Source organism: Streptosporangium sp. NPDC020072 (genome assembly GCF_040631445.1).
In the GTDB taxonomy this organism is placed as follows: Bacteria; Actinomycetota; Actinomycetes; order Streptosporangiales; family Streptosporangiaceae; genus Streptosporangium.
In genome coordinates, this window is the sequence record NZ_JBEYAB010000004.1 from 443732 (window position 1) to 470597 (window position 26866).

Sequence of the window (26866 nt, forward strand, 5' to 3'; positions counted from 1 at the left end):
CAGGAGCGCTGTGAGCCGGTCGCCCGACGGCCCGCAGAAGCATGTGCCGGCCATGGACGGAGGGCGAGGTCTCCGGTAGGCCGTTCGACGACCAGGAGGAACGAGACCGGGGACCTCGGGGCGGCACGACCTGACCGACGCGCGGCGGGCGGTGCCACGGCCCGGACACCGACCGGTCGGCTGGAACGCTCGGTGAACGGTCAGTCCGAGAAGATCGCGCGGCGCAGCGGGGAGATCGCACCGCACAGCCGGAAGAACGTCCGTGCGACGGTCCGGACCGTACGGCTGGGCAGGGTGGCCAGGCGCAGGTACATGGTGGCGGCCCGCACGGCGGCGAAGCCGTTCCTCAACATCGCGCGCTCGTACTCGGCGAGGGCGGGCAGCAGGTCGAGTTCGCCCCGGTCGACCGCGACCAACGTGCGGCGCAGCACGTTGGCGTCGTACAGCGCGGCGTTGCCGCCGAGGCCGCCGACCGGCGGCATGGAGTGGACGGCGTCGCCCAGCACCGTCACGTTCGTGGTCGTCCACGGCCTCACCCGTTCGGCGGCGGCGAAGTCGAACCGCTCGACGGTGTCCGCGGGCGTCCGGGTGATCAGCTCGCGCAGGCCGGGGTGCCAGTCCGTCAGGCGGGACGCGACCACCTCGCGCAGCCGTTGCCCGCGCCCGCTCTCCTGGGTGCCGGACGGATCCGTGGGCGACACGCGCCGATGGGCGACGTAGGCCCACATGACGTAGTCGTCGTCCCCGGCGTCCTGGACGAGGAGATCCGGGTCCAGGCCCACGGCCCGCATCCGGTCACCGACACGCTCGACGACGGCCTCGTCCGTCTCCCGGCGGCGGAACACCGCAGTGAACAGGAAGTCCCGTTTCGGCAGGAACATGTTCTTGGCGCTGGTCACCTCCTCGGGCAGCCACGCCGCTCCGTCTTCGAGCCGGAGTTTGCCGCCGATCCCGACGCCGGGTACGGAGGACCGCCGCGCGTGCGGCAACAGTTGCCGCCGCACGCGCGAGTTGGCACCGTCCGCGCCGACCAGCAGGTCGCCGGTGACCGAGGTGCCGTCGGCGAAAAGGGCGGTGACGGTGCCGTCGGGGTTCTGCCGGTAGCCGGTGAACTCCTTGCCGAAGTGGACGACGTCATCCAGACCGGCGAGCAGCAGCCGCCGCAACGTGATCCGGCTGACCGCGTGCGTCCGCTCGGACGGGTCGAGCCCCGCGGGCGGGGCGTCCTCCCGCATCAGCAGCCGCATCCGCTCGGTGAACACCCCCATGCCGGGTCCGGGATCACCGGCGGTGGCCACCAGGATCTGCCAGAGGTGTGGAGGAAGGCAGTCGTGCAGCGCCCGGCTGCCGACCGGTTCGATGTTGAGCCGGTATCCCTGTAACCGGGCGTCGGGCGCGGCGTCGCGCTCGAAGACCGCCACGTCGATCCCGGCGGCGTGCAGGCCCTGGGCCAGGCACAGGCCACCGATGCCGCCGCCGACGATGACGACCCGGAGCGTACGTGTGGACATGGATGCTCCTCCTGAGAGCGAACCGGGGTCAGGTACGGATCAGTAACCGTTCGAGGAGTTCGAGGACGTCGTCGGCGTGGTCGGAGGCCAGGCTCGCTCCCTTGACGGTGGCGATGACCAGCTCCGCCCCCGTCGCCGGATCGACGCCCGGGGCCAGTGCTCCGGCAGCGGCGGCGTCGGTCAGCAGAGTGCGCAGTGAGTTCCGCCAGCCCTCCTCCCTGCCGGCGATGATCTCCCGTAGCTCGGGGTCGCGCCGGGCCCGCAGATCCAGCTCACGCAGGACGATGTGGAGCTCGGGCTGGTCGGCGATCTTCTGGCGGAGTGTGGCCAGGTGGCCCCGCAGCCGCTCGACGGCGCTTCCTTCCGGTGGCGTGGTCGACCAGAACTGCCGGGTGGTGTGGTCCACGACCGCTATCACCAGGTCCTGCTTGGTGGGGAAGTGGTGGTGGATCGACGAGTGGTCGATGCCCACCTGGGCGGCCACGTCCCGCATCCGCAACCGCTCGAACCCGCCTTCGGCCAGACATCGGTACGCCGCCTGCACCAGCGCGTTCCAACGCTCCGGACCGCCCGGCGGTCTGCCTCGTCGCGTCGTCGCCATGTCCGTCCCCTTTAATCCACCAACCACTTGGTGGATTAATATCAAGGGCGCCGACGGGGTGTCAATACGATCGGCGAAATGAGATCCCGCGGCGCTTCGGGATCAGCCGTTCTCGGCCGTGGACCAACGCTCCCCGGACAGGGCGACAGCCGTCCGATCACCCTCTCGCACGCCGGGTGATCCCCGGCCCGGTGCGGCGACGTTCGACGAGACGCCTGCGGCCGGTGGCTCGTGACCTGCCCTGACCGGCTTTCTGGGGGGCGGCCCCGAGCACCGGCCGTTCGACGTCATGCTTCGCGGTTCACCCTTCGGGCGCCGCCGCTCCGGTGGGGGTGACAGTGCGATCGATCGTGAGCGTGATGAGGCGCTTGGTCGCCCGGGTCTGCGCCACGTAGAGGTCCCGGAGGCCGGCCTCGCTCGCCCCCTCGATCTCGTCCGGGTCGACGATGATCACCGTGTCGAACTCCAGGCCCCGCGCGTCGGGCGCGGCCACGACCGTGGCGTCGCCTCCGAGGGATCCCGGTTCGACCTCCATCGCGCGCCGAGACGAGACGACGACGCCGACGAGTTCTTCGGGGTGGTCCTCCCGAAGCCGGGCGAGGAGGTCGCCGACGCCGGTGCCGACGTCGGCCTCGGCGACCGTGACGGAGGCCGGGGGTTCGCCGTGGCGGATGGAGCGGGAGAGGCGCTGCGCGGGGGCGATTCGGGCGAGCAGGGGCCTGGTCGCCTCCAGGATCTCGGCGGTCGTGCGGTAGTTGACCGTGAGCGTGTGATGGACGTACCGGTCCGCGACGAACGGCTCCAGCGCGTCCTCCCAGCTCGTGACGGTGGTCGTCGACCCCGTCTGGGCGAGGTCACCCACGATGGTCATCGAACGGTTCGGGCAGCGACGCATGAGCATCCGCCACCGCATCTCGGAGAGCTGCTGCGCCTCATCGACGACGATGTGCCCGTAGACCCTTTCCGGGGGCCCGTCGACGAGCGCTCGCGCCTCGTCCAGCAACGGGAGGTCCGCGCTGCTCCACCCCGCCCTTACTCCCTCGACGATCGAGTCGATGTCTTCTTCGGTGAGCTCGGCGAACGCGTGGGCGAGCGCACCGGGATCAGAGAGCAGGCCGCGCAGGACGTCCTCCGCGCGAAGGCGGGGCCAGACCGTGTCGACCATCCGGTCGATGTCGGCGTCGCCGAGGAGGTCGTCCCGGATGCGGTCCCAGTCGATGTCGAGCCCGTCCTCCTCCGGTTCAGGATCTCCCGGGCGGTGCGCGAACATGCGATCGAGGTCGATTCCGCTGAGTTCCCTGAGCTCGTCCTCGAAGTCCGCGATCTCTTTCGCGGTCTGCTGCTCCAGTTCGTTCACGAGTTCGTCGACGATGTACTCAAGGAACAGTTCCCTCGCGCGGTTGTGACCGATACCGCCCTGCAGGGCGCCGCGTCGGGCGGCGTCGACACGCGTGGAGTCCAAGGTGACGCTGCCGTGTGCCGTGGTGAGCGGCAGGGGCACGCCGTACGGCTCTCGCGCCCGGACCCGCCGCGCGAGTGCCTCGGCGAAGCGCGCGCGTCCCTTGACGCGGGCGATCGCCTCCGGCTCGGTTCTCGTCGCCTCGACCCCCACGAGATCAGGCGCCGTGGCCAACTCGACGTCGTTCTCACCGAGCGATGGCAGCACGTTGGAGATGTAGGCCAGGAAGCGTCTGTTCGGGCCGAAGACGAGCACACCGCGCTCCGCGATCGCGGGAAACGCGTACAGCACGTACGCCGCCCGATGCAGGGCGACGATGGTCTTGCCCGTTCCTGGGCCGCCGTCGACGACCGTGATCCCGCGATGCTCGGACCTGACGATCTCGTCCTGCTCCCGCTGCAGGGTCGAGGCGGCCTCGCGCATACGCCCCGTCCGCGCCCCGCTCAACGCCGAAACGAGAGGGCCGTCGCCGACGACGTCCTCGGCGGTCGGGTCGGTCCCGTCAAGGATCTCGTCGGTGACGTCGACGACCCGGCGATCCTCGACACGCAGGTGACGACGACGACGCAACCCCAGCGGTGAGGCCATCGTGGCCGCGTAGAAGGGCCGCGCGGCCTCGGCCCGCCAGTCCACCAGCAGTATCTCGCCCGACTCGGAACGCAGTCCGATGCGGCCGACGTGCAAGGACGCGCCGCCTTCTGAACCGTCGATGCGCCCGAAGCACAGAGACCGCTCAGCCAACCGGAGCCGACCGATGACCCCGGCCAGCCGTGAGACTTCCGCGTCTCTCGCCTGATGACCTTCCGGGCCCTCGACCGGAGCGGCCATCACCTTCTCCCGCGCCGCGACGCTCTCGGCCTCCTCCGCGTCAAGACGCGCGTACATCACCTCGATCGAACGCTGCTCGTCCGCGATCTGCCCCACCTTGCCGGCGACCGTGTCCACCACCGGTGCTCCCCTCGTCGGGCGTCCATCTTGGGGGGCGAGTTCGTCAAAGACAAATTTGACTTTCCCGGCGGAATTTGGCCTTCTGACCAGCCTTTACGAGGAACGCGCGACACCGCGCCAAGGCATGAACGCGCTTGTCGCGCAACCGCTCGCGACGACACACCTCCCGACGAGCGAGCCGGACGACGCGTCACGAACCCGGCCCGCGCCTCGACCCGGACCCGATCCTGCACGCCGGTCGGCAGCCGGCCAGACAGCTGGGCTGCGAGCTGGTTCTCCGCGAGTACTTACGAGTGAACCAAGGACCTCCACCCCCACGACGTCCCCGGAATCGGAGTGACCGGCAACGACTGAGGACCTGCGATCGGTTACGTGGTGACTGGGGACACGTTCGGTTGTGACCTCATGTCGCAGCCGAAGACGCTCCCAAGTCGCGGCTAGAGGAACATTTGTCCAATCCGCCGACGCGCACCAGCGGCGACAGTGGGCCCATGGCCATTCCTGACGGCACCCCGGGGGGTTCGATCCCGGCCCTGGACGACGGAGACGTCTACGTGTGCCAGGACGGCACCCACGTGCCCCCGCACTCGTCCTCCCCGATGAGTCCTCCATCGGCTTGCGCCAAGTCGGCGAGACCAACGCGAGGAGAAGACTCACGGACTCCGGCTGGGACGGCCGACGGCTGATGGCCTTCCAACGGCCGTCGCCCTGCCGCGAGGCAGCCGCCTGGAGATGCGGTCCGGAGCCTGTAAGCCCAAGCCGGCCCGCTCGCACCCTGCCCTTTCATTCACCGTCGGCTCGGCCACGGACCGGGTCGTGACGAGATCGACGAAGACCGGAGAACGATGACCATCACCACCGACCTCGCTCAGACGATCGAGCAACCGGATGCCGATTCTGCGGCGGGACAGAGCATGACACGGCTGTTGCGCCCTCATTTGCGGAGTTTCGCGGCCGTGGTGATCCTGCAGGTCATCGGCGCGCTCGCGGGTCTGGCCCCGCTGCTGGCGGTCGTCGAACTGGGCCGTACCCTGCTGTCGCCCGGCCCGATCGACCACGTTCACGTCTGGACCGTGGTGATCGCGGGTGCGGCCGGCCTGCTCATCCGGCTGCTGTGCACCGCCGCATCGTCGGGAATCGGACATGTTCTCGACAGCCGGGTGCAACTGACGTTTCGCCGACAGCTGGCCGCGTCGCTGGGACGCGTCCCGATCGGCTGGTTCTCCCGGCGCCGCACCGGCGAGCTGGCCAAGGTGGTGGGCGAGGACGTGAGCGCCGTGCACCCGTTCATCGCCCACGCTCCCGGCGAACTCGTCGCCGCGTTCGTGGTGCCGCTGGCGTCGCTGGTCTACCTGTTCACCGTCGACTGGCGGCTCACGCTGATCACGCTGATCCCTGTGGTGATGGCGACAGCGCTGGTTCCGCTGCTGATGCTGCCCGCCAGGACGCGCGAGCAGGAGGCCTACGACGCGGCCATGGGGCGGATCGTCAGTTCCGTCGTCGAGTTCGTGCAAGGCATCTCGGTGGTCAAGGCGTTCGGCGGAGGCGAGCGCGCCCACCGCGCGTTCCTGACGGCCGCCGACGACTTCGTCAGCATCTTCTCCCGCTGGGTGCGCGGCATGTCCGTGATCGCCGCCGGGATGCAGCTGGCGCTGTCGCCGCCGTTCGTGCTGCTGGTCGTGCTGGTCGGCGGCACGGCACTGATCACCTCCGGCGGCCTGGCTCCAGCGGATCTGCTGCCGTTCCTGCTGCTCGGGCTGGGACTGACCGCTCCGGTGGCGGCGCTCGGGCACGGCTTCGACGACCTGCAGGCCGCCGGTCGTGCGGTCGGCCGGATCAAAGACGTGCTCGCGGTCCGGCCACTGCCCGAGCCCATTCACCCGCGTCCGCCGCAGGGGCACCGGGTGGAACTGCGTGACGTCCGCTTCGCCTACGAGGTCGATGGTGGGGCAGGTCACGAGGTGCTGCGCGGCATCGACCTGGTGCTGGAGCCGGGGACGGTCACCGCGATCGTCGGACGGTCGGGAAGCGGGAAGTCCACACTGGTTCAGCTGTTGCCGCGGTTCTTCGATCCCACTCACGGCTCGGTCCTGCTTGGCGGCGTCGATCTGCGTGAGATCGGCAGCCGGGAGCTGTATCGGCAGGTGTCCTTCGTTTTCCAGGACGTCCGTCTGCTGCGTGTCTCGGTCGCTGACAACATCGCGCTGGCGGTGCCGCGGGCAGGCCGCGACGACGTGATCCGCGCCGCCCGGCTGGCCGGCATCCATGACCGCATCCTCCAACTGCCGCGCGGATACGACACGGTGCTCGGTGAAGAGACCAAGCTGTCCGGAGGCGAGGCGCAGCGGATCTCGATCGCCCGCGCGCTGCTGGCCGACACGCCCGTTCTGGTGCTGGACGAAGCGACCTCCTTCGCCGACCCGCAGACCGAACAGGCGGTCCGTCGGGCCCTGGCGACGCTGAGCGGCGACCGGACGATCGTCGTCATCGCCCACCGGCTGGAGACGATCGCCGACGCCGACACCGTCGTGGTGCTGGAGGACGGAGCGATCGCCGAACGCGGCAGACCCGCCGACCTGCTGGCACGAGGCGGAAGGTTCGCAGCGTTCTGGCGATCCCACCAATCCGCCGAGTTCGAAACCCACGGTGGCGTACTGCGAGGAGACGAGCCCCGATGATCCGAATGCTGTTGCGCGTGCTCGGAGACGAGTACGCCCGGGCGATGAGCCGAACCGTGATCCTGATGACGATCACCGCGGTGGTCGAAGGCCTGTCCTACGCGCTGCTGGTCCCGGTGCTGCGGGCGCTGCTCGGCGGCACGCCCGCGAACGCCGTGCCCTGGCTGGTCGCGTTCGGGGCCGCGGTCGCCCTCTACGCCGTGCTGCGCTACATCAGCGACTTGTCCGGCATGCGGGTCGGGACCACCATGTTGCACGGCATGTATCACCGGCTCGGCCGGCATCTGGCCCGCCTCCCCCTCGGCTGGTACAACGCCGCTCGAATCGGTGAGGTGTCCGCCCTGGCGGGTCGCGGCCTCCTGCAGGCCATGGGCGTGGCCGCGCATCTGCTGGCGCCGTTCATCTCCGCCCTGGTCACACCCCTGACCATCGTGGCCGTGATGACCGCCTTCAACTGGCGGATGGGGCTGGCCGCGTTGCTCGCCGTACCCGTCGTGGCGGCGATCCAGGCCTGGACGGCACGCGCGACGGCCGCCGCTGACGCCGAGCGTCACGAACGCGACCAGGAGGCCGGCGGGCGCGTCATCGAATTCCTCCAAGCCCAGCCGGTACTGCGGGCCGGCGGCCGGACCGGCGAACGCTTCCAGCTGCTCGACGACTCGCTGCTGGACGCCCAGCGCGCCTCCCGCCGTACCGTGCTGGCGACACTGCCCAGTGCCGTGGGGCTGACGCTCACCGTGCAGGCGATCTTCACCGGGCTACTGGTCCTGGGCGCCTACCTCGCGCTCGGCGGGAACATCGGCGCGGCGGACATCCTGGCGATCCTGGTGCTGGCCGCCCGCTGCGCCGACCCGCTGCTGTCGCTGTCGGACATTGGCGGCAAACTCCGCGGCGCGCGTTCGGAGCTGGCCAGACTTGAGGCGTTGCTGCGCACCGAGCCGCTGCGGGAACCCCGTGAGCCGATCCAGCCGACGCACCACGGCCTGGAGTTCGACGCCGTCGCCTTCCGGCACGGCGAGCTCACGGTGTTCGACGAGGTGTCGCTCACCGTCCCCGAGGGACAGCGGCTCGCGGTCGTCGGGCCGTCCGGCGCGGGCAAGAGCACGTTGCTGCAGCTGCTGGCGCGCTTCTACGACGTGGACGCCGGCGCGGTGCGCGTGGGAGGCGTGGACGTGCGCGAGATCAGCACCGAGGCGTTGATGGCGCGCATCGCCGTTGTCTTCCAGGACGTCTATCTCTTCGACGGCACGATCGAGGAGAACGTGCGCCTGGGCCGTCCCGACGCGGGCGTCGCCGAGGTGCGGGCGGCGGCGACCGCAGCACGGCTGGACGAGGTGATCGAGCGACTGGACGGCGGATGGGCGGCGAACGTCGGCGAGGGCGGCGCACTGCTGTCAGGTGGTGAGCGCCAGCGTGTCTCGATCGCGCGGGCGTTGCTGAAGAACGCACCCATCGTGCTGCTGGACGAGGTGACCTCGGCGCTGGACCCGGTCAACGAGGCGGCCGTCCACGAAGGCATCCAGCGCCTGATGGCGGGCCGGACGGTGGTGATGGTGGCGCATCGGATGCGGACCGTCCGGCGCGCCGACCGCATCGTCTTTCTGGACGGCGGCCGGATCGTGGAGGAAGGCAGCCACGACGAACTGCTCGACCGCGGTGGCCGCTACGCCGGCTTCTGGAACATCTCCATGGCTCCCGCCGCGCAGGAATGAGCCCCGCCGGGCCCGTGTTCCGGCCTTGGGGCCTTGGGGCCTTGGGGCCTTGGTACAGCCGTCATGGTGACGGCCGCCCGGGTTTCGACTCCGCGGGAACATTTGTCCAAGACCGGCGGTCGGCTGCCCGTGCACAGTCTCCCCATGAGTCAATACGACATTGAGCACTCGCATGGGATGCACGTGGTCCATGACGGCCCGCGGCAGGCACCGCCGTTGCTGCTCATCCACGGGTCGGGGGCGTCGGGCGGTTTCTGGGGCCCGGTGGTCCCGGCGCTGGGCGGCCACCATCATGTCATCCGGGTCGACCTGCCGGGTTGCGGCCAGTCCCCGCCCGCGCCGTCGTACGACGTGCCCGCGCAGGCGGGCCAGGTGGCGGCGTTGCTGGACGACCATGGGCTTCGTCATGTCGCCGTGGTCGGGCACTCCAGCGGCGGCTACGTCGCCACCGCGCTCGCCGAGCAACGTCCCGACCTCGTCGGTTCGCTTTCGTTGATCAGTAGCGGTCCGAGTCCGGATGCGCTCCTCCGGCAGCCGTTCGTTCTTCGGGTGCTGCTGGCCCCGCCGTTGGGCCCGCTCATCTGGCCGAGGCGTTCGGATGCGATGATCCGCAAGGGGATCAGCGCGATGGCCGTTCGCCCGGTGGACCTCCCGGACGACGTGGTCGCCGACGTACGGGGCATCACCTACCGCGTGATGAGGACGGTGCTGCGCCAGAACACCGCCTACATCGCCGAACGGAGCGTGCCCGAGCGTCTGGCCGCTCTCGGGGTCCCCGTACAGGTGATCTTCGGTGCTGCGGACCCCCGCTGGGAGCCGTCCTCGGCGCAACGGTACGACGCGGTGCCGAACGCACGGGTCGAGCTGCTGCCCGGCGTCGGGCACCTCCCCATGGTGGAAGCGCCCGAGACGACCAGCGAACTGCTGCTGCGCTTCACGGCAACGGCCTGATGGGTAGGCCGCGGTATGGCGGAGCGCGTGCAGTGTCGCCGAGGTGCCCGCGTGCTCGTTGACCCGCTCGACATGCGGATAGGTCAACGGCCGGGCCGTCCACCTTCACGGGGTTCCACGCCTTCCATTCGGAGGCGCTGAAGGTCAGGGCGGGGGTGCTTGCCGTCGCGGACGGCGACCAGGCAGGGGAGGTCGGTGGCGACCTCGACGCGGTTGTTGTGGGCGCGGGGCTCGGCGCCGGTCAGGTCAGGGCGTTGATCGTCTGTCGGACCGGTCTGGGATGCTCCCGCGCATGGACATGACGCTGCAACTGACGATCGACTGCTCCGATCCCCAGAGGATGGTGACCTTCTGGGCCGAGGCCCTGGGTTACGTGCCTGAGCCTCCGCCAGGTGGGCACGCCACCTGGCGTGCCTACTGGGCGGCGATGGGGGTGCCCGAGGCGGAGTTGCCGGCCGGTGCCGGGGACGTTCCGGAGTCGATCATCGACCCCGAGGGACGTGGACCGAGGGTGTGGTTCCAGCAGGTTCCGGAGCCGAAGACCGCCAAGAACCGTTGGCACTTCGACCTGAAAGTCGGCGGGGGCCGTGACGTTCCGTTGGACGTCCGTGCGGGGCGGGTCAGGGCCACGGTGGAACGCCTGGTCGAAGCCGGTGCCACCGTGCTGCGCATCAAGGACGAGCCGGACATGGGGCTCTACGCAGCCGCCATGCGGGACCCCGAGGGCAACGAGTTCGACATCGTCTGAGGTCGTCGCGGCGGTGCCGGTCACCGCCGCTCGTTCACGGACGACTCGCGCGGTCCACCCGCGCCCGGCGCCGAGAACCGGGGCTCTTTCGGGCCTACGGGTGTCCCGGCATGTCGGTCAGCTCCCAGACCGGGGTGCCCGAGCACGGCGCCTGTTCGAGTACGGCTCCCGCGGCGGTGCTCCGGTCCCTGACCACGACGCACCTGGAGCTGCGTAGGGACACGAGCTGCTGCCCGTCCCCCGAAGGACGCACCTCGAACCGCTGGTCGTCGCCGGAGGACGGGCACGGGGTGCGGGTCAGGGTGTTCTGGGACCCCGCTGTGAGGCACCAATATCCGGTCGGGTCGGTGATCTGGTAGGTCTTCGTCGCCACGCGGTGGAACAGCAGCCGCTGGTCCTTCCCGCACACCGCCTGGACGGCCTGCGTGCCGGAGAGGGACAGGCACCTGCCGGAATGGCTCGCGACGGCGTTCGAGGTGAAGTCCCGGTCCTTCAGCCCGGACCGTAGCCGGAGGTAGGCGGGTTTCTTGGCCAGATTCTCGTCCAGAGGGTGGGCCGCACCCCAGCCGGGAACCGAGGACGGCACCCATGAGTACCTGTCGGTGAGACTCCACATGGTCAGGGACACACAGCGGGCGACGGCGAGGCACGCCTCGGCGGCCCGGCGGTAGACCTCGCCCTGGGCGGCCAGCCTGCTCTCGTCCACCGGCAGCTTGAGCCGGACGTCCAGCTCGGTGACGGCCACGTCGACGCCCAGCCCGGCGAACAACTGCAGAGTGCTCCTGAGCTGCGTCAGCGGGAGCGGCTCCGACGCCGACTCCTTGATCATGGCGTGGGTCTGGAAGCCGACGCCGTCGATCGGCACGCCCTGCGCCCGCAGGTCGCGTACCAGGTTGTAGAGACCGACGCGCTTGGGGTTGTTCCACTCGGCGTTGTAGTCGTTGATGTAGAGCTTGGCGGAGGGGTCGGCGGCCCTGGCCCACCGGAAGGCGTCGGCGATGTAGCCGGGACCCAGTCGCCTGAGCCAGATGGACTGCCTGAGGGTGCCGTCCTCCGCGAGGACCTCGTTGACGACGTCCCACACGGCGACCCGTCCGGCGTAACGCTTGACGGTGGTCTCGACGTGCCGCTGGAGCGCGGCGCGCAGTTCCTGGTCGCTGAGTGAGCCGTCGCTGACCCAGGTGGGCAGACCGCCGTGCCAGACGAGGGTGTGACCGCGGACCATCTGGTTGTTCTCCTGGGCGAAGGAGACGACGGCGTCCGCCTTGGCCCAGGTGTGCACGCCGGGTTCGGGCTCCACGTTCCCCCATTTCATGGCGTTCTCGGGGGTCACGCTGTTGAACTCGTATTTGAGCTTGTCGCGGTAACCGTTGTCGGTCTCCAGGGCACGGTCGTTGACGGCCGCCCCGACGCGCAGGTTCCGGGCCGCCGCCACGGTGCGCAGGGTCTCCTCGGCGGCGGCGGAGGCGGGGATGGCGACCGTCGCCATCACGCCAAGCAGAACGGCGCTCATACCGGCCAGGGACAAGAGGGGTAGTTTCATCTCTTCTTTCGCAGTCGGATCACAAGCCGGAGGCTCGTGGTTTGAGGCTGGGCGCCGGTCTCGGCCGGCTTCTTCACGGCCTCGTGGTGCTTGTCCCTTCTGGGGTCGCAGCCGTCCCGGACGATACTGATCAACAGAGCGCGGCGTGTGGCGCGATGGCCAGCGCGTCGGAGGCCATCGCGGTGCCGTGCGCGCCCCGGTAGCCGGTGCCGGGCGGGGGCCGCAGACGAGGCCGGAGCCGGTGGTCACCCGTCAGGCGCAGGCCGAAGGCTTCCCGCAGGCGGACGCCGGAATCGACCGGCCGACTTCCCATCGCTCGTCATGATCAGTTGAACGCCGCCCGCCTGCACGGGGTTCCACGTTTTCGGCTGCGCGGCCTTGGTCCTCACCGTGAGAGTCGGTCACAACCCATGTGGTCTCTCGGCGCCGTACGGCACAGCGAAGCCATGGGGTTGGGCATTGAAGGCTCCGATTGGTTGGGGAAACGCTGCGAGCCCTTCAGGGTGATGAGGGACCACTGCCAAGAGAGGACGTTATTGGTTTCGATCTGTTGCGAACCCTTCAGGGTGATGAGGGACTTCGTGTCGACCGTGATGTCCCCTGGGCTCGGGATGCGTTGCGAACCCTTCAGGGTGATGAGGGACGTACGAGATGACCCGCCCGAAATCTGGGCCGTCATGTTGCGAACCCTTCAGGGTGATGAGGGACCCGAGGGTAAAGTCCCAGGTCAGGTGGGGCTGCGCAGGGGTGAGGTGGGCTGTTTCTGCAGCAGTCCGGCGGTAGTGCAGAGGTGCAGGTCAGAGCGTTGATCATCTTTGGGTACGGCCTCGGGGCGTGGGGCTCTGTCCATGATGACGGGCTCGCCGGTCAGTAGTCGAACGTTCCGAGTTTTATGTCGCCTATGAAGGCGTTCCATTCGGAAGCGCCGAAGGTCAGGGCGGGGCCGAAGGGGTTTTTGCTGTCGCGGACGGCGACCAGGCCGGGGAGGTTGGTGGCGACCTCTACGCAGTTGTCGTGGGTGCCGCTGAGGCTGCTCTTGCGGAACTCGGCGCTGGACAGGTCAGGGGACATGGGGTTTCTCGCCTTCGGATAGGCGGTCGCCCCCCATGCAACCTCTCGATGCCGTACGGGCACAACGAGGCCGAGAGGTTGGGCATCGAAGGCGCCGATTCGGTTGGGGAACGTTGTGAACGAGAAACTGTCAAGACCTGTGGATTCGCGATCCCCTGCGACGTCCGCCTCCCCGCACAGGGGCCGGACGGAGGCCAGGTGCTTGCGAGGCATGTTCGGCAGAGCGCCTTGGAACGATGAGCACCTGGCGGCGGACATGCCGACTCGTCAGGACGGTTCGTGGGCCAGTCGTTTGAGTGCAACGATCTGACTGCCTGCGAAACCGGCGACATCTGCCGCGACCGTTGCAAGAGTGAGCAGGACAAGCACACTCGCCGCCGTCGCAGACGCGACGGCGAGCACGCATGCCGCAAGCAGGTTCGCCAGAAGCACCAGGCGAAGGCTCCCCATCGAAGGACGGAGACTGAGCCGCCACACGACACCGGACCACAGCACGACGGCCACACCGATGCCGCCGACGACAAGTGCCGGCAGCCTCACCGCAGGTGCGGTCAGGGGCGCGGTCGAAGCGATCACCACCCCGACGAGCAGGCAATAGAGCGCATCAGCGCGGAGACTCAACCGACCAAGCCGACTCCCAGACATACACAGAGGCTAACGCCCGCCCGTCATGGACGTACAGCCCAAGATCTTTGCCTGCGAGCATCTCGTCCAGGCGCAGGTGACCGTCCCCCGTTCGTTGACGTGGCTCTTGCCCGGATCACATCAGGGCGGGGCCGGAGGGGTTTTTGCTGTCACGGACGGTGACCAGGCCGGGAGGTTGGTGGCCACCTCAACGCGGTTGTCGTGGGTGCCGCTGAGGCTGCTCTTGCGGAACTCGGCGTTGGACAGGCCAGGGGACATGGCTGCTCCCCGCCTTCTCGGGGAACCTGATTCCCGCCGTACGGACAAGACCCCGGCCTGTGAATGGTGCCAGGGTCCTTGGGAGTGAAAGTGGTCAGGCGCCGAAGGCGCCGATTGGTGTCCCCGGTTCCCCGGGCCGACCGGGCTCCTACCCATCAGCAGACCGGTGGCGACGGACGTGCTCTTGGCGCTCATCGCGGAGGCGGTTGCCCGGACGCTGTAAGAATCGCGGACTATGGACAATCCGCACTCTTGCGACGAGAACGAGCCGACCGTCGCAGCGGTGGAGCGATGGCGGCGCGATCGATCCGATGCTCTGGCCGCTGACGGGATCGCCCTTACCGTGAAGGGTCCGTTCGACGCCCTCGGCATGGATCCCGTCTACATCCTTCAGCTGGAGCGGGCTTCGATCGAGTGTGTGATCGCGGTCTTCCGGGGCGGCATATTGGACGTGACACGCGTTGACTGGGATGACCAGTCGATAGAGCATGAAGGCGTCCAGGTCACCTCTGCCGCCGAACTGGCGGAGGCGCTGGATCGGATCGTCTGGAAACAGCGGCGAGGCGGTTCTGAAGGTCATGGTTTTCGGCGCTCGCACCCTGGCGTTTGATCACCTCGGGGTTCGCGGCCTGGGTGATCCCCGAAACCGTGGAGTCCATGATCTTCATCTATGCGAGTCGGGTGACCATTGAGGACAGGTAGCCCTGCGTCGTGTTGACATCCAAGGCTTTCGTCTGGACCCGGTCTCACCCGAGCGTAGAACTCACGACACCGTTGTCCACAGGCGAACAGGTGAATGTGGGCGTACGGCAAGGCCGCAGGAGCCCGAGAAGCCCTTGGACGGGAGGCACTACCTCGCGCTGGTGCGGCAGGGGCTGGGCAACCGGTAAACGCGCCCGATCGTGGAGGTGTCTCAGGTCTGCGGTATTTCGTCGATCGCTGTGCCGTAGATCACCTGGTACCGGTCCACGGGGATCACGATGTCGGCGGTTTCGACGGGTTGTTCGTCGGCCCAGTAGGTGCGCTCGATGGTGAGGACGATCGAGCCCGGCGCCATCTGCAGACGGGTCGCTTCGGTGGTCAGCACCATCCGGGCGGATACGGCCTCGGCGGAGTGGGTGATGCGTATGCCGATCGCCATCATGCGTTCGACGACGCCGCGTCCGGCGTAGGGGCCGTCCTCGGGCAGGACGATGGGTGTTCCCTTGGTCAGGGCGAAGGGTTCCCAGCTTGTGGAGAGCATCACCGGTTCGTCGTCGGCGGTGAACACGTAGTCGGTTCTGATCGCGTCCGGCCCGTTGTCGCTCTCGGCGAGCAGCAGTCTTTGCCGTACGGCGGGCGGCGCGGTCTCGGTGCGACTGCTGTACTGCCAGCCGCCGTTCACTCCTTGGGCTCTCATCTCGGCGGCGAAGGGACTGCCGCCGCGCAGAGAGCGATGCCAGGAGCGGACAAGTCTTCGGGGAGTGGGGCGTTCCCGAACGAACGTCCCCGCTCCTGGACGTGCGACTGCGTGCCCCTCGACGACCAACGTCCGGATGACCTTCCGCGCGACACCATCGGAAACCCCGAACTGTCGGGCGATTTCCGTCTGTGAGGGAAGGGCGGCTCCGGGGGCCAGTTCGCCATTGACGATCTGCTGGCGGAGCTGGTCCGCGATAGCGAGGTACAGGGCTCCTGACTGATCCACGATTCCAGCTTGACAGCAGGCTATCTTGCTCAGCAAGCTGGGTACCCCGAAGGCAAGCAGGATACCTAGGAGGGTCGGTGTATGAAGCCACGATTCCCGCCCGGCCAGAGATGGTGGAAACCATCCAAGCTTGGGCGCGCAACCTTGCTCTAGCCGCTCATCTCGACCTCGCTGATGCGGTTCAACAGGTGGCCGCAGCTCTTACCGAGGATGCGGTTCGGCGGAATCAGCCCACGGCGACCGTGACCGTGCAGATGACGCTTTGGGAGACCGGGCTGCGCCTTGAAGTGCGGGATCCCGGAGAGAACGACCAGGTCGAAAGCGAAGGTGTCGCAGTCGTATCCCGACTCGCACGCGCATTCGGCACAAGCAAGAACAGGACTGGCCACCTGGCATGGGCCGAGATCGGCAGAGAACCCAACACGCCCTGACCAGTCAAGACGAACTCGCCACATCGAAAACGGACCTGCCCGACGGTTGCGACGTCGGGACAGGTCCTTGATCAGGAAGGTGACTCCTGACGTGAGCAAGAGTAATGCCCGGGACTCCAGCTCGGGCACGTCGATCCGGGACGGTTGCGGCTGCTTCGCCGGTGCCGTACCTCTGCCCATGGGGTGTGCCCGCTGTGGCCATTCCCCCTACGCCCATGGCTGTTCGCAGCAGGACGGGCACGAGTACGCGCAGCCGTCCGGGGAGTTGATGGACGCCCGTCTCCAGGCCCGCCGCGAGTACGGCCCGCAGCTTCTTCCCGCGCCTCGGCCTCCGGTGGAGGTCGCTCCCGCCGAGGTGGTTCCGTTGGTGCCCGCCCAGCGGCGTCCCGAGTCTGATCCCGATCCTGAGGTGCCCGCGCTGGCCCCGGCCGCGACGGCAGTACCGGACGGTCCTGTGGATGAGACCGAGCCGGATTGTGGGCTGGTGCCTGGTCGGCGTCGTCCTGCTCCTGAGCCGGGAGTGGCCGCGACCGCCGTACGGGAAGGCCCTGCGGATTCCGGGCCGGGGGTGTCTGCGGTGGTTCCGGACGGCTCTGTGGAGGAGGGCGGCGCTTCTGGGCAGGTGCCTGTGGACAGGCCGGTCGCCGCTCCGGAGGTCGCGCCCGTTGTGCCGGTACGGCCGTGGCCGCCTCGGCGAATCCGGCGTCCCTTCCCTGGCGCTCCTCGGTTGGGGATCACCTGGACGAGGGTGCGTCAGCCCGGTGGTGTACGGCCCGTGAGCGGAAGGCCGCCTCGATGCGGCGGCCGATGTCGTGTTCCCCAGGCTCAGGCGGTCTGTCGGCCCGGCGTTCGTCCGGCTGGCACACACCTTCTTCGTCGTCCCGCAGGGCAGGCCCGTCTGGCGAACACCCGTGCCAGGCATGCCTCTGGTCGGATCGTGGAGGTCCAGATCATGCACAGCACCCCCGGCCGCCCGGTGATCCCGGGCTGGCGGTTGATCATCAGTGACGCGGGCCGGTTCTGGGCCTTCCGCACCCACCTCTTCCCCCGCGCCGCCGTACGGGCCGGGGCCGAGTCGGCCGTGGACGCCGACACCTTCGACGAGATCCAGGCCATCGTCGCCGAGCAGGAGGAGACCGCCCGCGCCGCTCTGGTCGAGGGGGTCATCTCATGACGGGACGCCACCGCGACGGCCTGCCGTACGCGCCGGTGTATCGGCGGGTGTGGGACGGGCCCGCGCGGGCCGAGGCCGAGCGGATCGACCAGGCCTGGGCGGACTGGACGGTTCTCTACAGCCTGGGACGACGCTGTTTCTACGCGGTGGCCGTCTGGGACGGCCCCCGGCCGGTGATCGTGGAGGACCCCACGGCCGAGGGGTTGGAGGAGCGGATGCGGGAGGCCGAGATGATCCGGGCGATGCGGCTCTCGCCGCAGCCTTCTCCGGCGCCGGTTCGCAGGAGGGCTTCCCGCAGGCGGGCCGGAGTGGCGGTCACCGAGGAACTCGGCGGGACGCGAACCGAGGTGATCACCAAAGAGCGGGGTTCACCGGGCGGGGAAACGGTATCCGCTGGTGGACGGCCTTCGCCGGGTGAGGGAATGGGGCCATGGCCTTCATCGGGTGAAGGAGTGGTGTCCGCCGGGGAACGGCGTTCGCCGGGTGAGGGAACGGTGCCCGCTGGGGCACGGCCTCCGTCGGGTGAGGCAATGGCGCCACGGCCTTCGTCGGGTGAAGGAGTGGTGTCCGCCGGAGGGCGTTTGCCGGGTGGGAGGGCGGCGTGATGTCGGGTGTCGTGCTTCGGAGTTGCGATGCCGTACAGCAGGCCCATCCGGAGTGGCTGGTTTTCCACAGCTCGCGGTCCGGGCTGTGGAGCGCCTACCGTCGCTTTCCGCCGGTCAGGCCGGGGCTCGGGGAGGTGCTGCTGGTGCGGGCCGAGTCGGTCGAGGAGTTGGATCGCAAGCTGGCCGCCCAGGTGCCTTCGGCCGTGCCGCCGAGCATCCGGGGTGTCGCCGTCGCCCGCGCCCTCCGGAGCGCTCGGGCCAAACAGGCAGCGCGGACGTCCCGGCTGGTCCGGGCCGTGCGGGCCGGGGACTGCTCCGCCGGATTGCGCAGGTTGCTGCGCTCGTGAAGCCGGTACGGCGGCTCGCCGTACCCCGTGAACGTGCGGTTCAGGGATGAGGGACCTGGACCGCACACAACTCCGGAAAGCCGGTACGGCGAGCGGGAAGGCTCATGACCCGCCGTACCTCCTCAGACGTGCGGCTCAGGTGGGAGGGACCTGGGCCGCACACCTCCGCAAGGCGGCTCCCATGCACGCTGGGCGCGTGGTGGGGAAGGGGAGTCGTCTGGCGCACCGGCCCTGAACGTGTGGGGCCGGTCCTCCTCCAGGGTGCCCGGCCGTCGTGCTCCCCGGCTCGGGGCCGGGCACCCGCCCTCCTTGTCTCCGCGAGGACCTGCCGTCCAGGCCCGAACGGCTGGAAATCCCGGACCTCACGGCCCCAGCGGTCGAGGGCCCCGCCCAGGGGAAAGCCCCGGTCTCGCGGTCCCTGCGAAGGTTCTCCCGGCCTGGGTGAAACCCCGGCCTTGCGGCCCGAGCGATCGGGAATCCCCGCCCGAGTGAAAGGCCCTGGCCTTGCGGTCCGGGTTTCTTGTCCGCCCTCCGAACCAGGACGACCATGACCGACTACGAGCGACGAATGATCGACCTGCTCATCAGCGCCCACCCCGCCTGGCGCTACGAACACCTCCACCTGCCCGGTCTGCCCCGATGGTGGGCCATCCGCTACAAACCGCTACGGCCTGACCAGCGCGCGGCCGGAGCCCGCGACATCCTCGGCCGAACCACCCTCCACCGCCTCGCCGAAGCCCTGACCCACCACGACGAAATCCTCCACCGCACCCGCCACTGACCCCCTACGGAGCCCCCATGTCCCCACTCAAGGCCGTCGCCCCCGACGGCACCTTCACCACCGGAACCGGCACCACCGAACGACTGCTCACCCCCGGCGAGGTCGCCCGCATCTTCGGCGTCGACCCCAAAACCGTCAACCGCTGGGCCCTCACCGGCCGCATCCCCTCAGTGAGAACCCCCAGCAACCAACGCCGCTACCGTGAAACCGACATCAACGCCCTCCTCAACACCACGTCTTGATCACCATCGGGTGGTGACGGATCATCCCCGCGTGCGCGGGGAGCACTCGGTCATCTTCCCGAGCGCGTTCCGCTCCGCGGGACCATCCCCGCGTGCGCGGGGAGCACATCACCTTCATCGTCCACCTGTGCCTGTGGGTAGGACCATCCCCGCGTGCGCGGGGAGCACCCTCGGCGACCTGCGGGTTTGTCGGTGGTGAGGGCTGGAAATCATTACTTTCGTTGAGTCGGACATTTTGGACATCTTGTTTGAAGAGTGTGGAGAGCTCTGAGGGCAAGGGCGGTGGCAGGGTTTTCTGGTGCGTGGTGGGTTTCCCGTCTCGGGACGTGCTTGTGGATCATGGGGTTTTGTGTCGTGTCGCACGTTAGCTTGTGGTCGGCGTTGTCTCGGTGAACTTGATGGTGTGTCCGGTATGTCCAAGCCGATGGAAGTGATGAATTTCCGCCCTGGTCGCCGGTAAACCCGCAGGTCGGCGAGGGTGCTCCCCGCGCACGCGGGGATGGTCCCACCAGCGCATCGGGCTTCACCGGCATCCGGCAGTGCTCCCCGCGCACGCGGGGATGGTCCCTCCGGCACTTTCTACATTGAGTGGATCAACGGGTGCTCCCCGCGCACGCGGGGATGGTCCGTGCTCTGGGATGGTGCTTTGGTCGGCCAGGGTGTACTCCCCGTGTATGCGGGGAAGTGCCGCGTTCGTTCGCCTCCAAGTCCACCCTGGCCGCATGGGTGATCGGTGCGGCTCTGGGCGTCGGCCTCGACGTCTCCTGGGTGACCGGGGACGAGGTCTACGGCCAAGCTTCCCACCCGCGTGCCTTCCTGGAAGCGCACCGGCTGGGATACGTGCTGGTGATCGCCGCCAACCGGCACGTCAGCGGGCAAGGCGCCGAGGCCGCCGCCCTTCTGGGCGCGCCGTGACGTGACCGATTCGTACAAGAGAAGCCCATGGCCGACGACGTATCGTCGCTCGCATGAACGACCTTCTGCACCGGGCGAGCGGCTACCTGCTGCTCCACGCGAGGCTCCTCGACAGGCTCAGGTTCGAGGCGCTGTTCGGCGGCGGCCCCCGGGCCCGCGTGCTTGACGCGCTGCGCGGCTACCAGAACGCCGACGGCGGCTTCGGCCACGCTCTGGAGCCCGACCTGCGCGGCTCCGGCAGCCAGCCGCAGCCCGTCGAGATCGCGTTCTGGCTACTGGACGAGCTCGACGCGTTCGCCGACCCGATGACGGCCGCCGCCTGTGACTACCTGACCGGCATCAGCACGCCCGAGGGCGGCGTGCCCTTCATGCTGCCCACCGACGCGCCGCGCGCCCCCTGGTGGCAGACCGACGCCGACCCGCCCGCCAACCTCAACCCCACCGCACCCCTCGCAGGCCTGCTCCACAAGCACGGAGTCACCCACCCGTGGCTCGGGCCCGCCACCGACTTCTGCTGGTCACGGATCGCCGGCCTCGACAAGATGCAGCAGTACGAGGCCCGCGCCGTGCTCACCTTCCTGGAGCACGTACCCGACAGGGAGCGGGCCCTGGCCGAGTTCACCCGCCTCAAGCCCGCCTTCCTGGCGGCCGTCTCCCTCGAACCCGACCAGCCGGGCCACGTCCACTACCCGCTCGACTTCGCCCCCGAGCCGCTGCGGCTGCCTCTGTTCGACACCGCCGTGCTGGAACGCCACCTGGACGTGGCAGTGCGCGACCAGGCCGATGACGGAGGCTGGGCGCCCAACTGGGAGATGTGGACCCCCCTCGTCCAGCACGAATGGGGCGGCTACCTCACCGTGGGCAAGCTCAAGACCCTGCGCGCGTACGGACGCCTCTAGCGAACCGGTTCTGTCGTGGGCCCCTGGTACTCCGATGACATTTTGAGATCATGGTTGGGGTCCGCGCTGGTACCAGCCGGATCCGGCGCTCGTGGTCGCCCCAGAGGTAGTTGGCGTGGTTGCCGTCCGCCAGGCCGATGACAGGTGGGAACGGGTTCACGGTGAGTTCGTCCGGGTGATCGGGGACAGCCAGGCAACCGTCTCACAGTAGGTGTGCCGTACAAGCGGAACGAGGTCGAGGCCGCGTACCGGTGGTGGGTCGAGCGGGGGAGGCCGGGGCATGAGGAGTTCGGGCTGACGGTCACGGTAGACGGCCACCAGGAGGTATGGCTGGGCGACCCGGGCGATGCCATACCCGCCCGCTGAGGTGACGACCCGGGGCTGGTGACACGTCCAAATGACCGTGCCACCAACACCCAGCGAGCGGACCTGTCCTTCGATCGTCGCCAACGAAAAAAGGGTCATCCCCGCGTACGCGGGGAGCACACGGGGACGAGGTTCAAGCCGTCAGCGGTCGGAGGACCATCCCCGCGTGCGCGGGGAGCACGACCTCGGCCGGGGTGGGGCGGGGCGGTCTCTGGGACCATCCCCGCGTGCGCGGGGAGCACGAGCTGGCAGGGCCCGGGACCGCGCTGACCGAGGGACCATCCCCGCGTGCGCGGGGAGCACGGCCAGGTGACCCAGAAGCAGCTGGACGAGTGGGGACCATCCCCGCGTGCGCGGGGAGCACGGCACGGAACTGGCCAAGCCCGCCCCGCCGACGGGACCATCCCCGCGTGCGCGGGGAGCACTATACCCTGCTGGTCTGCCCGCACGGCCAGATAGGACCATCCCCGCGTGCGCGGGGAGCACCCTCGCCGACCTGCGGGTTTGTCGGCGGTGAGGGCTGAAAATCATTACTTTCGTTGAGTCGGACATTTCGGGCATCTTGCTTGAAGGGTGTGGAGGGCTCTGAAGGCAAGGGCGGCGGCGTGGCTTTCTGGTGGGTGGGTTTCCCGTCTTGGGGCGTGCTTGTGGATCAGGGGGTTTTGTGTTGTGTCGCACGTTAGCCTGTGGTTGGCGTTGTCTCGGTGAACTTGATGGTGTGTCCGGTATGTCCAAGTCGATGGAAGTGATGAATTTCGGCCCTCTGCGCTGATAAACCCGCAGGTCAGCGAGGGTGCTCCCCGCGCACGCGGGGATGGTCCCAAGCCCGACAAGCCGAAACTGAAGCAGAAGTAGTGCTCCCCGCGCACGCGGGGATGGTCCCACCGCCCACGACGAGTACGCCGCTCAGCACCCGTGCTCCCCGCGCACGCGGGGATGGTCCCTGCCGCTTGTTATCCGAGTCGGTGCGGGAGATGTGCTCCCCGCGCATGCGGGGATGGTCCCTCGAAGGCCGGGACGAGGCCCGCCGCCGACCGGTGCTCCCCGCGCACGCGGGGATGGTCCCACGGTGAGGGGGACGACCAGGGCGAGGACACGGTGCTCCCCGCGCACGCGGGGATGGTCCCGTTCGAGTCTCCATCTCCATCCATCCATCGTGGTGCTCCTCGCGCACGCGGGGATGGTCCCCAGGCCTCCCACCTCCCGTCACGAAGGTCGCAGTGCTCCCCGTGCATGCGGGAAGGGTCGCGTTCGTTGGGCGTTGTGCGGTGTGATTTCTGCCGGGGCTTGTCGGCGGCCGGTCGGGGCGGGTGTGCCTGCCGTACCTGCGAGTGGGTGACGGTCCCGGCGTGAGGGCGTCAGGTGAGGAGGTGTACGAGCCTTTTCGCCTGGCGCCTCAGGGTGTCCGGTGGGTTGTGGGGGGTGGCCGGGCCGGTGGGGCCCAACTGGAGGAACCACAGCAGGGCGATGAGGCGGCGGAAGCCGTGGACGCGGTTGGCCTCTTCCGGGGTGAGGGTGATGTGGGCCAGAAGCTTTTCCGCGTCCAGGGTGCCGTCGAGGCGGGAGATGTGTTCGGTGACCTCGCCGAGTTCGAAGGCGCGGTCGTTGTGGCCGGAGTCCTCCCAATCGACCAGCCGGATCCGGCGCTCGTGGTCGTCCCAGAGGTAGTTGGCGTGGTTGCCGTCCGCCAGGCCGATGACGGGCGGGAACGGGTTCACGGTGAGTTCGTCCGGGGCGGTCGAGGACAGCCAGGCGACTCCCGCGCGGTAGGCGTGCCGTACAAGAGGGTCGTCGCCGAGGTCGGGACGCCTGTCGGCCCAGGTACGGGCCTTGTTCACGGCCACGGCGGGACCCCAGGGGGCGGGCGGGAGCGTCCGCGCCACCGTGGCGGGAATCCGGTGGAGCCGGTTCAGGGCGAAGGCCAGCGCGCCGATCTGCTCGTCGGTGGCGTGTGTTCCGCGCAGGACACGGCCGGGGAGCCTGCTCATCGTGATCGTCGGTGGGTCGGCGTCGAGCGCGACCCTCATGGGGGTGGGGGCGAGGCCGGGGGCGTGTTCGGCCAGGAGTGTCAGTGTCGTCCACTCCCGGTGCGGCTCTCCCCGGTCCCACGACGCGTATCGCTTGGTCACGACGTTGTCGCCGAGTTCGAGGTCGTGGGTGCTGAACCGGTCGGCCATGCGTTCGCCGTACGCCTTCTCCGTTGTCCGGGATGGGACGGGACGAGGTTATCGAAGGGCGCCGTTCGGCAGACGGGAAACGTTCTTCTCGGGCGGGTCGGGTACGGCGGGCATTCCGTGTCCTCACATGATCGGTATGACGTCTGCCCCGGTGGTGAGATCGGAACGGTCGGCCGTGTACGCGTGTGACGGGGTTTCGATCACTCGCCTTCCGGGTCGGTCTTTCGCGTGGAGAGGGAGGCTGCGATTAATGTCGCTCCGCCGGCGACGATGAGGACGGTGATCGGGATCCGGACAAGGCTCCTCGTGTCCGTGCAGCCGCTCTGAGGACCGATATTCCGAAACGATTCATCCTCGGACGTGAAATCGGTCTCGAAGAACACCGAACCGCATTCTCCTCCTTCCGCGGTGACGGGCATCATTCCGGCGAGGACGCCTGAACCCACCAACAGGAGGCCGATGGAAGCGAGCACCTTGGCGTTCATGCATTTCCCTTCGTTCGGTCCCGGTCGCAGCGGATCATTCCATGACGGCCCGTGAGGGGGAAGGTCACCGGTGAAGGCGCCGTGGCCCTGGTTGGGCGCCGCCACCTGTCGACCCCTGGTCAGCCAGGCCCGTCCCGTCCGTTCACCCATGCCGCCGGTTCGGTGAAGGTCATCCGGTTGGCGATTTTTCGGTCTGCCGTAACTCTTGGGACGTGATTGTAAACGAGCCTTCCAAGCCATCCGTAAACGTTTCCATAGCGCCATTGCATGGAAATTTGTGGGGTATTCCAGATTTGAATTCGGGACCAGCTTGAGGGCAGGTTCAGGCCCATTTCATCCGGGCTCTCTGCAATCCCTTCACCCCCCGAGGGAACTGTGAGAGGAGTCATCGAGAGTGAACCGCATTCACAGGACAGGTGCGATCGCCATGCTGGCGGCGGCGGCCATGACCGCGGCCTCGACGTCCAGCGGCGCGCTCGCCGCCGCACCGGGTGCCGTGCCGTACGGCAAGGCCGCCTCCGTCGGCACGCCGGTGTTCGCCCCCTCCGACCCCCAGTCCCGCCTGCGGGCCGAGTCCGCGGCCGACGTGGCCATCGCGGCCCAGGCCAAGCGGCTTCACAAGGGAAGCGGCGAGACGCTGACCCTGGCCGAGAACGTCACGGGCGCGTTCGGCGTGCAGTATCTGCGGTATTCACGCACCTACAAGGGGCTGCCGGTGTACGGCGGCGAGGTCGTTGTGGGCACCGACCGGTCGGGCGGCGTGGTCCAGCAGGTGACCACCGGGCAGACGGCCGACATCACCGTCGGCACCGTGGCGAAGGTCACCGGCGAGCGGGCCGCCGCGATCGCCCGATCCCAGCTCGCCACCGTGGAGAGCGCGGGCGCGCCCGCGTTGGTGGTCCACGCCACCACGGCGACACCCCGGCTGGCCTGGGCGGTCGACGTGTCCGGCGCGACCACGAGAGGCCCGAGCGTGCTGCACGTCTTCGTGGACGCCCGCACCGGCGCGGTGATCGACAAGGTGGACGAGGTCAGGGAAGGTACGGGCAACAGCTACTACAACGGCAACCCCGTCACCATCTCCACGTCCGGATCGTTCGGGTCGTACACCATGTCCGACCTGACTCGGCCGGGCCTCAAGTGCGGCAACCAGAGCGGGCAGGTGTACGCCCGAGCCTCCGACTCGTGGGGCAACGGCACCGGGACCGACCTCGTGACGGCCTGCGTGGACGTCATGTTCGCCGCGCAGACCCAGTGGAACATGCTCAAGAACTGGCTGGGTCGTAACGGTCACGACGGATTGGGCCACGGCTTCCCCGGCCGGGTCGGCCTCAACGATGTCAACGCGTTCTGGAACGGCAGTTACACCAGCTTCGGCCACTCCAGTGACAACCTGCGCCAGGTGACCTCGCTGGACACGGTGGGCCACGAGTACGGGCATGCCATCTTCCAAGGAACGCCGGGCGGAGCGGGCAGCGGCACCGAGACCGACGGCCTGAACGAGTCCGCGGGCGACATCTTCGGCGCGCTGACCGAGGCGTACGCCAACGAGCCCGCCACCCTCGACCCGCCGGACTACCTGGTCGGTGAGGAGGTCAACCTGGTGGGCACCGGGCCGATCCGCTACATGTACAACCCCTCCCTCGCGGGCGACCCGAACTGTTACCCGTTGCCTTCGAACATCGATCCCCACAAGGCTGCGGGGCCGCAGAACCACTGGTTCTACCTGCTGGCCGAGGGCAGCAACCCCGGAGGCGGCAAGCCCAGCTCCCCGATCTGCTCGGGCGGGCCGGTGGAGGTGGTCGGCATCGGCATCCAGAAGGCGGGATTGATCTTCATGGGAGGGCTGCAGGGCAAGACCCAGCCGTGGACCCACCGCGCGTCGCGCATCGCCACGCTCAGGACGGCCAAGACGCACTTCAACTGCTCCTACGAGTTCAGCGCGACCAAGGCCGCGTGGGACGCCGTCGGCGTGCACGCCCAGCTCTTCGAACCGACCTGCCCGTAGTGCACAGGTGACGGCCACGGGAGGACCCCGGACGGGAGTCGGCACACGTTCGGGGACACTCCTGGAGCCGCCCTGGCGCCGTCAGTAGTACCCCTTCTGTCCGTCGAGGAGTTCGCGCATCGCGTCCAGGTGGCCGACGTGGCGGGCGGTCTCCTCGACCATGTGGATCAGGATCCACCGCAGGGTCGGGGCGTAGTCCGGCTGCCTGCCGACGTCGTCCAACGAGTGGGCCGCGGTGATCTCGTTCGAACGCGCGTACTGCGCCTCGAACTCGTCCAGCAGCCGGGCCAGCGGTACGCCGTCGGCCATCATGTCGGCGTTGAACGGCAGATCCTTCCGGAACTGCGGGTTCGTCTCCTCGGGCTCACCGAGGAAGATCACGTTGAACCAGCAGTGCTCGGTCCACCGCATGTGCGAGACCAGCCCGGCCGGTGTCATCAGCGGAGACTCCGGCAGCACGGCACGGTGCTCGTCCTCGGCCCGCAACCCCTCCAGCTTGTGGCGCACCAGCACCCGCTGCAGGTCCAGCCACCCGACCAGCTGGGTCCGCTCATCCGCGACGAGGGGAGGCCGTCGCTCGTAAAGGCTCATGCCCGGAACCTAACCGCCGGACAGGCCCGCCGT

At 68.8% G+C, this 26866-nt stretch carries 27 protein-coding genes, 1 pseudogene and 4 CRISPR repeat arrays; of the genes and pseudogenes, 13 read left to right on the forward strand and 15 right to left on the reverse strand.

The features are described 5' to 3' along the window. Positions 1-200: 200 nt before the first annotated feature. The 3 genes from ABZ470_RS11695 to ABZ470_RS11705 form a co-directional block, all read right to left on the reverse strand. Positions 201-1511 carry an NAD(P)/FAD-dependent oxidoreductase gene (locus ABZ470_RS11695; RefSeq protein WP_362911280.1) on the reverse strand — a complete coding sequence of 437 codons (1311 nt, stop codon included), beginning with the start codon at positions 1509-1511 and terminating at the stop codon, positions 201-203. A gap of 28 nt (positions 1512-1539) precedes the next feature. Continuing rightward, positions 1540-2112: a TetR/AcrR family transcriptional regulator gene (locus ABZ470_RS11700; protein ID WP_362911281.1), complete on the reverse strand. Its 573-nt coding sequence runs from the start codon at positions 2110-2112 to the stop codon at positions 1540-1542. Positions 2113-2413: 301 nt separating this feature from the next. Beyond that, positions 2414-4516 carry an ATP-dependent DNA helicase gene (locus ABZ470_RS11705; protein ID WP_362911282.1) on the reverse strand — a complete coding sequence of 701 codons (2103 nt, stop codon included), beginning with the start codon at positions 4514-4516 and terminating at the stop codon, positions 2414-2416. A gap of 917 nt (positions 4517-5433) precedes the next feature. On the opposite strand from ABZ470_RS11705, the gene ABZ470_RS11710 reads away from it, so the two are divergent. From ABZ470_RS11710 to ABZ470_RS11725, 4 genes are all read left to right on the forward strand, one after another. Next, a complete protein-coding gene (locus ABZ470_RS11710) occupies positions 5434-7197 on the forward strand; it encodes an ABC transporter ATP-binding protein (RefSeq protein WP_362911283.1) in 1764 nt (587 codons plus the stop codon). Beyond that, positions 7194-8909 (forward strand): ABC transporter ATP-binding protein, encoded by a 1716-nt coding sequence (locus ABZ470_RS11715; RefSeq protein WP_362911284.1) that lies wholly within the window; start codon positions 7194-7196, stop codon positions 8907-8909. The genes ABZ470_RS11710 and ABZ470_RS11715 overlap by 4 nt, the downstream gene beginning before the upstream one ends. Before the next feature lie 144 nt (positions 8910-9053). Beyond that, positions 9054-9860, forward strand: a complete 807-nt coding sequence (locus ABZ470_RS11720) for an alpha/beta hydrolase (RefSeq protein WP_362911285.1) — start codon at positions 9054-9056, stop codon at positions 9858-9860. A gap of 292 nt (positions 9861-10152) precedes the next feature. Further along, positions 10153-10608, forward strand: a complete 456-nt coding sequence (locus tag ABZ470_RS11725) for a VOC family protein (RefSeq protein ID WP_362911286.1) — start codon at positions 10153-10155, stop codon at positions 10606-10608. A gap of 94 nt (positions 10609-10702) precedes the next feature. Here ABZ470_RS11725 and ABZ470_RS11730 read toward each other — a convergent pair whose 3' ends face one another. The 5 genes from ABZ470_RS11730 to ABZ470_RS11750 all read right to left on the reverse strand — a co-directional run bounded on the left by ABZ470_RS11730 (position 10703) and on the right by ABZ470_RS11750 (position 14125). Next, positions 10703-12151, reverse strand: coding sequence for an endo-1,4-beta-xylanase (locus ABZ470_RS11730; protein ID WP_362911287.1), 1449 nt, complete (start codon positions 12149-12151; stop codon positions 10703-10705). Between the two features lie 130 nt (positions 12152-12281). Next, a complete protein-coding gene (locus tag ABZ470_RS11735; RefSeq protein ID WP_362911288.1) occupies positions 12282-12464 on the reverse strand; it encodes a hypothetical protein in 183 nt (60 codons plus the stop codon). Positions 12465-12637: 173 nt separating this feature from the next. Further along, positions 12638-12859: direct repeats of the CRISPR family, unit length 29 nt; unit sequence GTTGCGAACCCTTCAGGGTGATGAGGGAC. A 159-nt stretch (positions 12860-13018) separates the two neighbouring features. Further along, a complete protein-coding gene (locus ABZ470_RS11740; RefSeq protein WP_362911289.1) occupies positions 13019-13222 on the reverse strand; it encodes a DUF397 domain-containing protein in 204 nt (67 codons plus the stop codon). Between the two features lie 267 nt (positions 13223-13489). Continuing rightward, on the reverse strand, positions 13490-13843 hold the full coding sequence (locus ABZ470_RS11745; protein WP_352013946.1) for a hypothetical protein: 354 nt from the start codon (positions 13841-13843) through the stop codon (positions 13490-13492). A 144-nt stretch (positions 13844-13987) separates the two neighbouring features. Continuing rightward, the gene (locus ABZ470_RS11750) at positions 13988-14125 is read right to left on the reverse strand and encodes a hypothetical protein (protein ID WP_362911290.1); all 138 of its coding nucleotides are present in this window, start codon (positions 14123-14125) and stop codon (positions 13988-13990) included. A 235-nt stretch (positions 14126-14360) separates the two neighbouring features. On the opposite strand from ABZ470_RS11750, the gene ABZ470_RS11755 reads away from it, so the two are divergent. Then, positions 14361-14735, forward strand: a complete 375-nt coding sequence (locus tag ABZ470_RS11755; protein WP_362911291.1) for a hypothetical protein — start codon at positions 14361-14363, stop codon at positions 14733-14735. A gap of 303 nt (positions 14736-15038) precedes the next feature. Here the strand turns inward: ABZ470_RS11755 and ABZ470_RS11760 are convergent, their stop codons facing one another. After that, on the reverse strand, positions 15039-15524 hold the full coding sequence (locus ABZ470_RS11760) for a UTRA domain-containing protein (RefSeq protein WP_362784656.1): 486 nt from the start codon (positions 15522-15524) through the stop codon (positions 15039-15041). A 90-nt stretch (positions 15525-15614) separates the two neighbouring features. Continuing rightward, positions 15615-15812: pseudogene (locus ABZ470_RS11765) on the reverse strand (winged helix-turn-helix domain-containing protein); the annotation flags it as partial. A gap of 77 nt (positions 15813-15889) precedes the next feature. Between ABZ470_RS11765 and ABZ470_RS11770 the strand changes: the two are divergent. Both ABZ470_RS11770 and ABZ470_RS11775 read left to right on the forward strand, forming a co-directional pair. Then, positions 15890-16243, forward strand: a complete 354-nt coding sequence (locus ABZ470_RS11770; RefSeq protein WP_352013942.1) for a hypothetical protein — start codon at positions 15890-15892, stop codon at positions 16241-16243. A gap of 937 nt (positions 16244-17180) precedes the next feature. Further along, complete coding sequence (locus ABZ470_RS11775) at positions 17181-17417, forward strand: hypothetical protein (protein ID WP_362911292.1); 237 nt, start codon at positions 17181-17183, stop codon at positions 17415-17417. A 139-nt stretch (positions 17418-17556) separates the two neighbouring features. Here the strand turns inward: ABZ470_RS11775 and ABZ470_RS11780 are convergent, their stop codons facing one another. Beyond that, entirely contained in the window at positions 17557-17736 is a 180-nt protein-coding gene (locus tag ABZ470_RS11780) for a hypothetical protein (RefSeq protein ID WP_362911293.1), read from the reverse strand. A 282-nt stretch (positions 17737-18018) separates the two neighbouring features. On the opposite strand from ABZ470_RS11780, the gene ABZ470_RS11785 reads away from it, so the two are divergent. From ABZ470_RS11785 to ABZ470_RS11805, 5 genes are all read left to right on the forward strand, one after another. Then, the gene (locus ABZ470_RS11785) at positions 18019-18369 is read left to right on the forward strand and encodes a hypothetical protein (RefSeq protein WP_362911294.1); all 351 of its coding nucleotides are present in this window, start codon (positions 18019-18021) and stop codon (positions 18367-18369) included. A gap of 547 nt (positions 18370-18916) precedes the next feature. Beyond that, a complete protein-coding gene (locus ABZ470_RS11790; RefSeq protein ID WP_362911295.1) occupies positions 18917-19150 on the forward strand; it encodes a hypothetical protein in 234 nt (77 codons plus the stop codon). A gap of 17 nt (positions 19151-19167) precedes the next feature. Continuing rightward, on the forward strand, positions 19168-19392 hold the full coding sequence (locus ABZ470_RS11795; protein ID WP_352015793.1) for a BldC family transcriptional regulator: 225 nt from the start codon (positions 19168-19170) through the stop codon (positions 19390-19392). A gap of 18 nt (positions 19393-19410) precedes the next feature. After that, positions 19411-19560: direct repeats of the CRISPR family, unit length 24 nt; unit sequence CATCCCCGCGTGCGCGGGGAGCAC. Positions 19561-20076: 516 nt separating this feature from the next. After that, positions 20077-20307 (forward strand): hypothetical protein, encoded by a 231-nt coding sequence (locus ABZ470_RS11800; protein ID WP_362911296.1) that lies wholly within the window; start codon positions 20077-20079, stop codon positions 20305-20307. 53 nt (positions 20308-20360) lie between these two features. Beyond that, positions 20361-21206 carry a hypothetical protein gene (locus ABZ470_RS11805; RefSeq protein WP_362911297.1) on the forward strand — a complete coding sequence of 282 codons (846 nt, stop codon included), beginning with the start codon at positions 20361-20363 and terminating at the stop codon, positions 21204-21206. Between the two features lie 156 nt (positions 21207-21362). Here the strand turns inward: ABZ470_RS11805 and ABZ470_RS11810 are convergent, their stop codons facing one another. The 3 genes from ABZ470_RS11810 to ABZ470_RS11820 all read right to left on the reverse strand — a co-directional run bounded on the left by ABZ470_RS11810 (position 21363) and on the right by ABZ470_RS11820 (position 24234). After that, entirely contained in the window at positions 21363-21656 is a 294-nt protein-coding gene (locus tag ABZ470_RS11810; protein WP_362911298.1) for a hypothetical protein, read from the reverse strand. Positions 21657-21664: 8 nt separating this feature from the next. Continuing rightward, positions 21665-22058: direct repeats of the CRISPR family, unit length 28 nt; unit sequence GGACCATCCCCGCGTGCGCGGGGAGCAC. 307 nt (positions 22059-22365) lie between these two features. Next, positions 22366-22821: direct repeats of the CRISPR family, unit length 29 nt; unit sequence GTGCTCCCCGCGCACGCGGGGATGGTCCC. Between the two features lie 109 nt (positions 22822-22930). Further along, positions 22931-23749 (reverse strand): aminoglycoside phosphotransferase family protein, encoded by an 819-nt coding sequence (locus tag ABZ470_RS11815; protein ID WP_362911299.1) that lies wholly within the window; start codon positions 23747-23749, stop codon positions 22931-22933. Positions 23750-23949: 200 nt separating this feature from the next. Further along, on the reverse strand, positions 23950-24234 hold the full coding sequence (locus ABZ470_RS11820) for a hypothetical protein (protein ID WP_362911300.1): 285 nt from the start codon (positions 24232-24234) through the stop codon (positions 23950-23952). Positions 24235-24628: 394 nt separating this feature from the next. On the opposite strand from ABZ470_RS11820, the gene ABZ470_RS11825 reads away from it, so the two are divergent. Then, positions 24629-26242 carry a M4 family metallopeptidase gene (locus ABZ470_RS11825; protein WP_362911301.1) on the forward strand — a complete coding sequence of 538 codons (1614 nt, stop codon included), beginning with the start codon at positions 24629-24631 and terminating at the stop codon, positions 26240-26242. Positions 26243-26323: 81 nt separating this feature from the next. Here ABZ470_RS11825 and ABZ470_RS11830 read toward each other — a convergent pair whose 3' ends face one another. Beyond that, positions 26324-26833, reverse strand: coding sequence for a DinB family protein (locus ABZ470_RS11830; protein ID WP_362911302.1), 510 nt, complete (start codon positions 26831-26833; stop codon positions 26324-26326). Between the last annotated feature and the right edge of the window lie 33 nt (positions 26834-26866).

Excerpts from the sequence above, each read along its gene's own strand:
- ABZ470_RS11700 (WP_362911281.1), bottom strand. The coding sequence starts at position 2,112 with ATGGCGACGACGCGACGAGGCAGACCGCCGGGCGGTCCGGAGCGTTGG.
- ABZ470_RS11790 (WP_362911295.1), top strand. The coding sequence starts at position 18,917 with ATGACCGACTACGAGCGACGAATGATCGACCTGCTCATCAGCGCCCAC.
- ABZ470_RS11720 (WP_362911285.1), top strand. The coding sequence starts at position 9,054 with ATGAGTCAATACGACATTGAGCACTCGCATGGGATGCACGTGGTCCAT.
- ABZ470_RS11730 (WP_362911287.1), bottom strand. The coding sequence starts at position 12,151 with ATGAAACTACCCCTCTTGTCCCTGGCCGGTATGAGCGCCGTTCTGCTT.
- ABZ470_RS11710 (WP_362911283.1), top strand. The coding sequence starts at position 5,434 with ATGACACGGCTGTTGCGCCCTCATTTGCGGAGTTTCGCGGCCGTGGTG.
- ABZ470_RS11695 (WP_362911280.1), bottom strand. The coding sequence starts at position 1,511 with ATGTCCACACGTACGCTCCGGGTCGTCATCGTCGGCGGCGGCATCGGT.
- ABZ470_RS11715 (WP_362911284.1), top strand. The coding sequence starts at position 7,194 with ATGATCCGAATGCTGTTGCGCGTGCTCGGAGACGAGTACGCCCGGGCG.
- ABZ470_RS11805 (WP_362911297.1), top strand. The coding sequence starts at position 20,361 with ATGAACGACCTTCTGCACCGGGCGAGCGGCTACCTGCTGCTCCACGCG.
- ABZ470_RS11820 (WP_362911300.1), bottom strand. The coding sequence starts at position 24,234 with ATGAACGCCAAGGTGCTCGCTTCCATCGGCCTCCTGTTGGTGGGTTCA.
- ABZ470_RS11760 (WP_362784656.1), bottom strand. The coding sequence starts at position 15,524 with ATGAGAGCCCAAGGAGTGAACGGCGGCTGGCAGTACAGCAGTCGCACC.
- ABZ470_RS11755 (WP_362911291.1), top strand. The coding sequence starts at position 14,361 with ATGGACAATCCGCACTCTTGCGACGAGAACGAGCCGACCGTCGCAGCG.
- ABZ470_RS11735 (WP_362911288.1), bottom strand. The coding sequence starts at position 12,464 with ATGGGAAGTCGGCCGGTCGATTCCGGCGTCCGCCTGCGGGAAGCCTTC.
- ABZ470_RS11830 (WP_362911302.1), bottom strand. The coding sequence starts at position 26,833 with ATGAGCCTTTACGAGCGACGGCCTCCCCTCGTCGCGGATGAGCGGACC.
- ABZ470_RS11740 (WP_362911289.1), bottom strand. The coding sequence starts at position 13,222 with ATGTCCCCTGACCTGTCCAGCGCCGAGTTCCGCAAGAGCAGCCTCAGC.
- ABZ470_RS11750 (WP_362911290.1), bottom strand. The coding sequence starts at position 14,125 with ATGTCCCCTGGCCTGTCCAACGCCGAGTTCCGCAAGAGCAGCCTCAGC.
- ABZ470_RS11815 (WP_362911299.1), bottom strand. The coding sequence starts at position 23,749 with ATGGCCGACCGGTTCAGCACCCACGACCTCGAACTCGGCGACAACGTC.
- ABZ470_RS11795 (WP_352015793.1), top strand. The coding sequence starts at position 19,168 with ATGTCCCCACTCAAGGCCGTCGCCCCCGACGGCACCTTCACCACCGGA.
- ABZ470_RS11725 (WP_362911286.1), top strand. The coding sequence starts at position 10,153 with ATGGACATGACGCTGCAACTGACGATCGACTGCTCCGATCCCCAGAGG.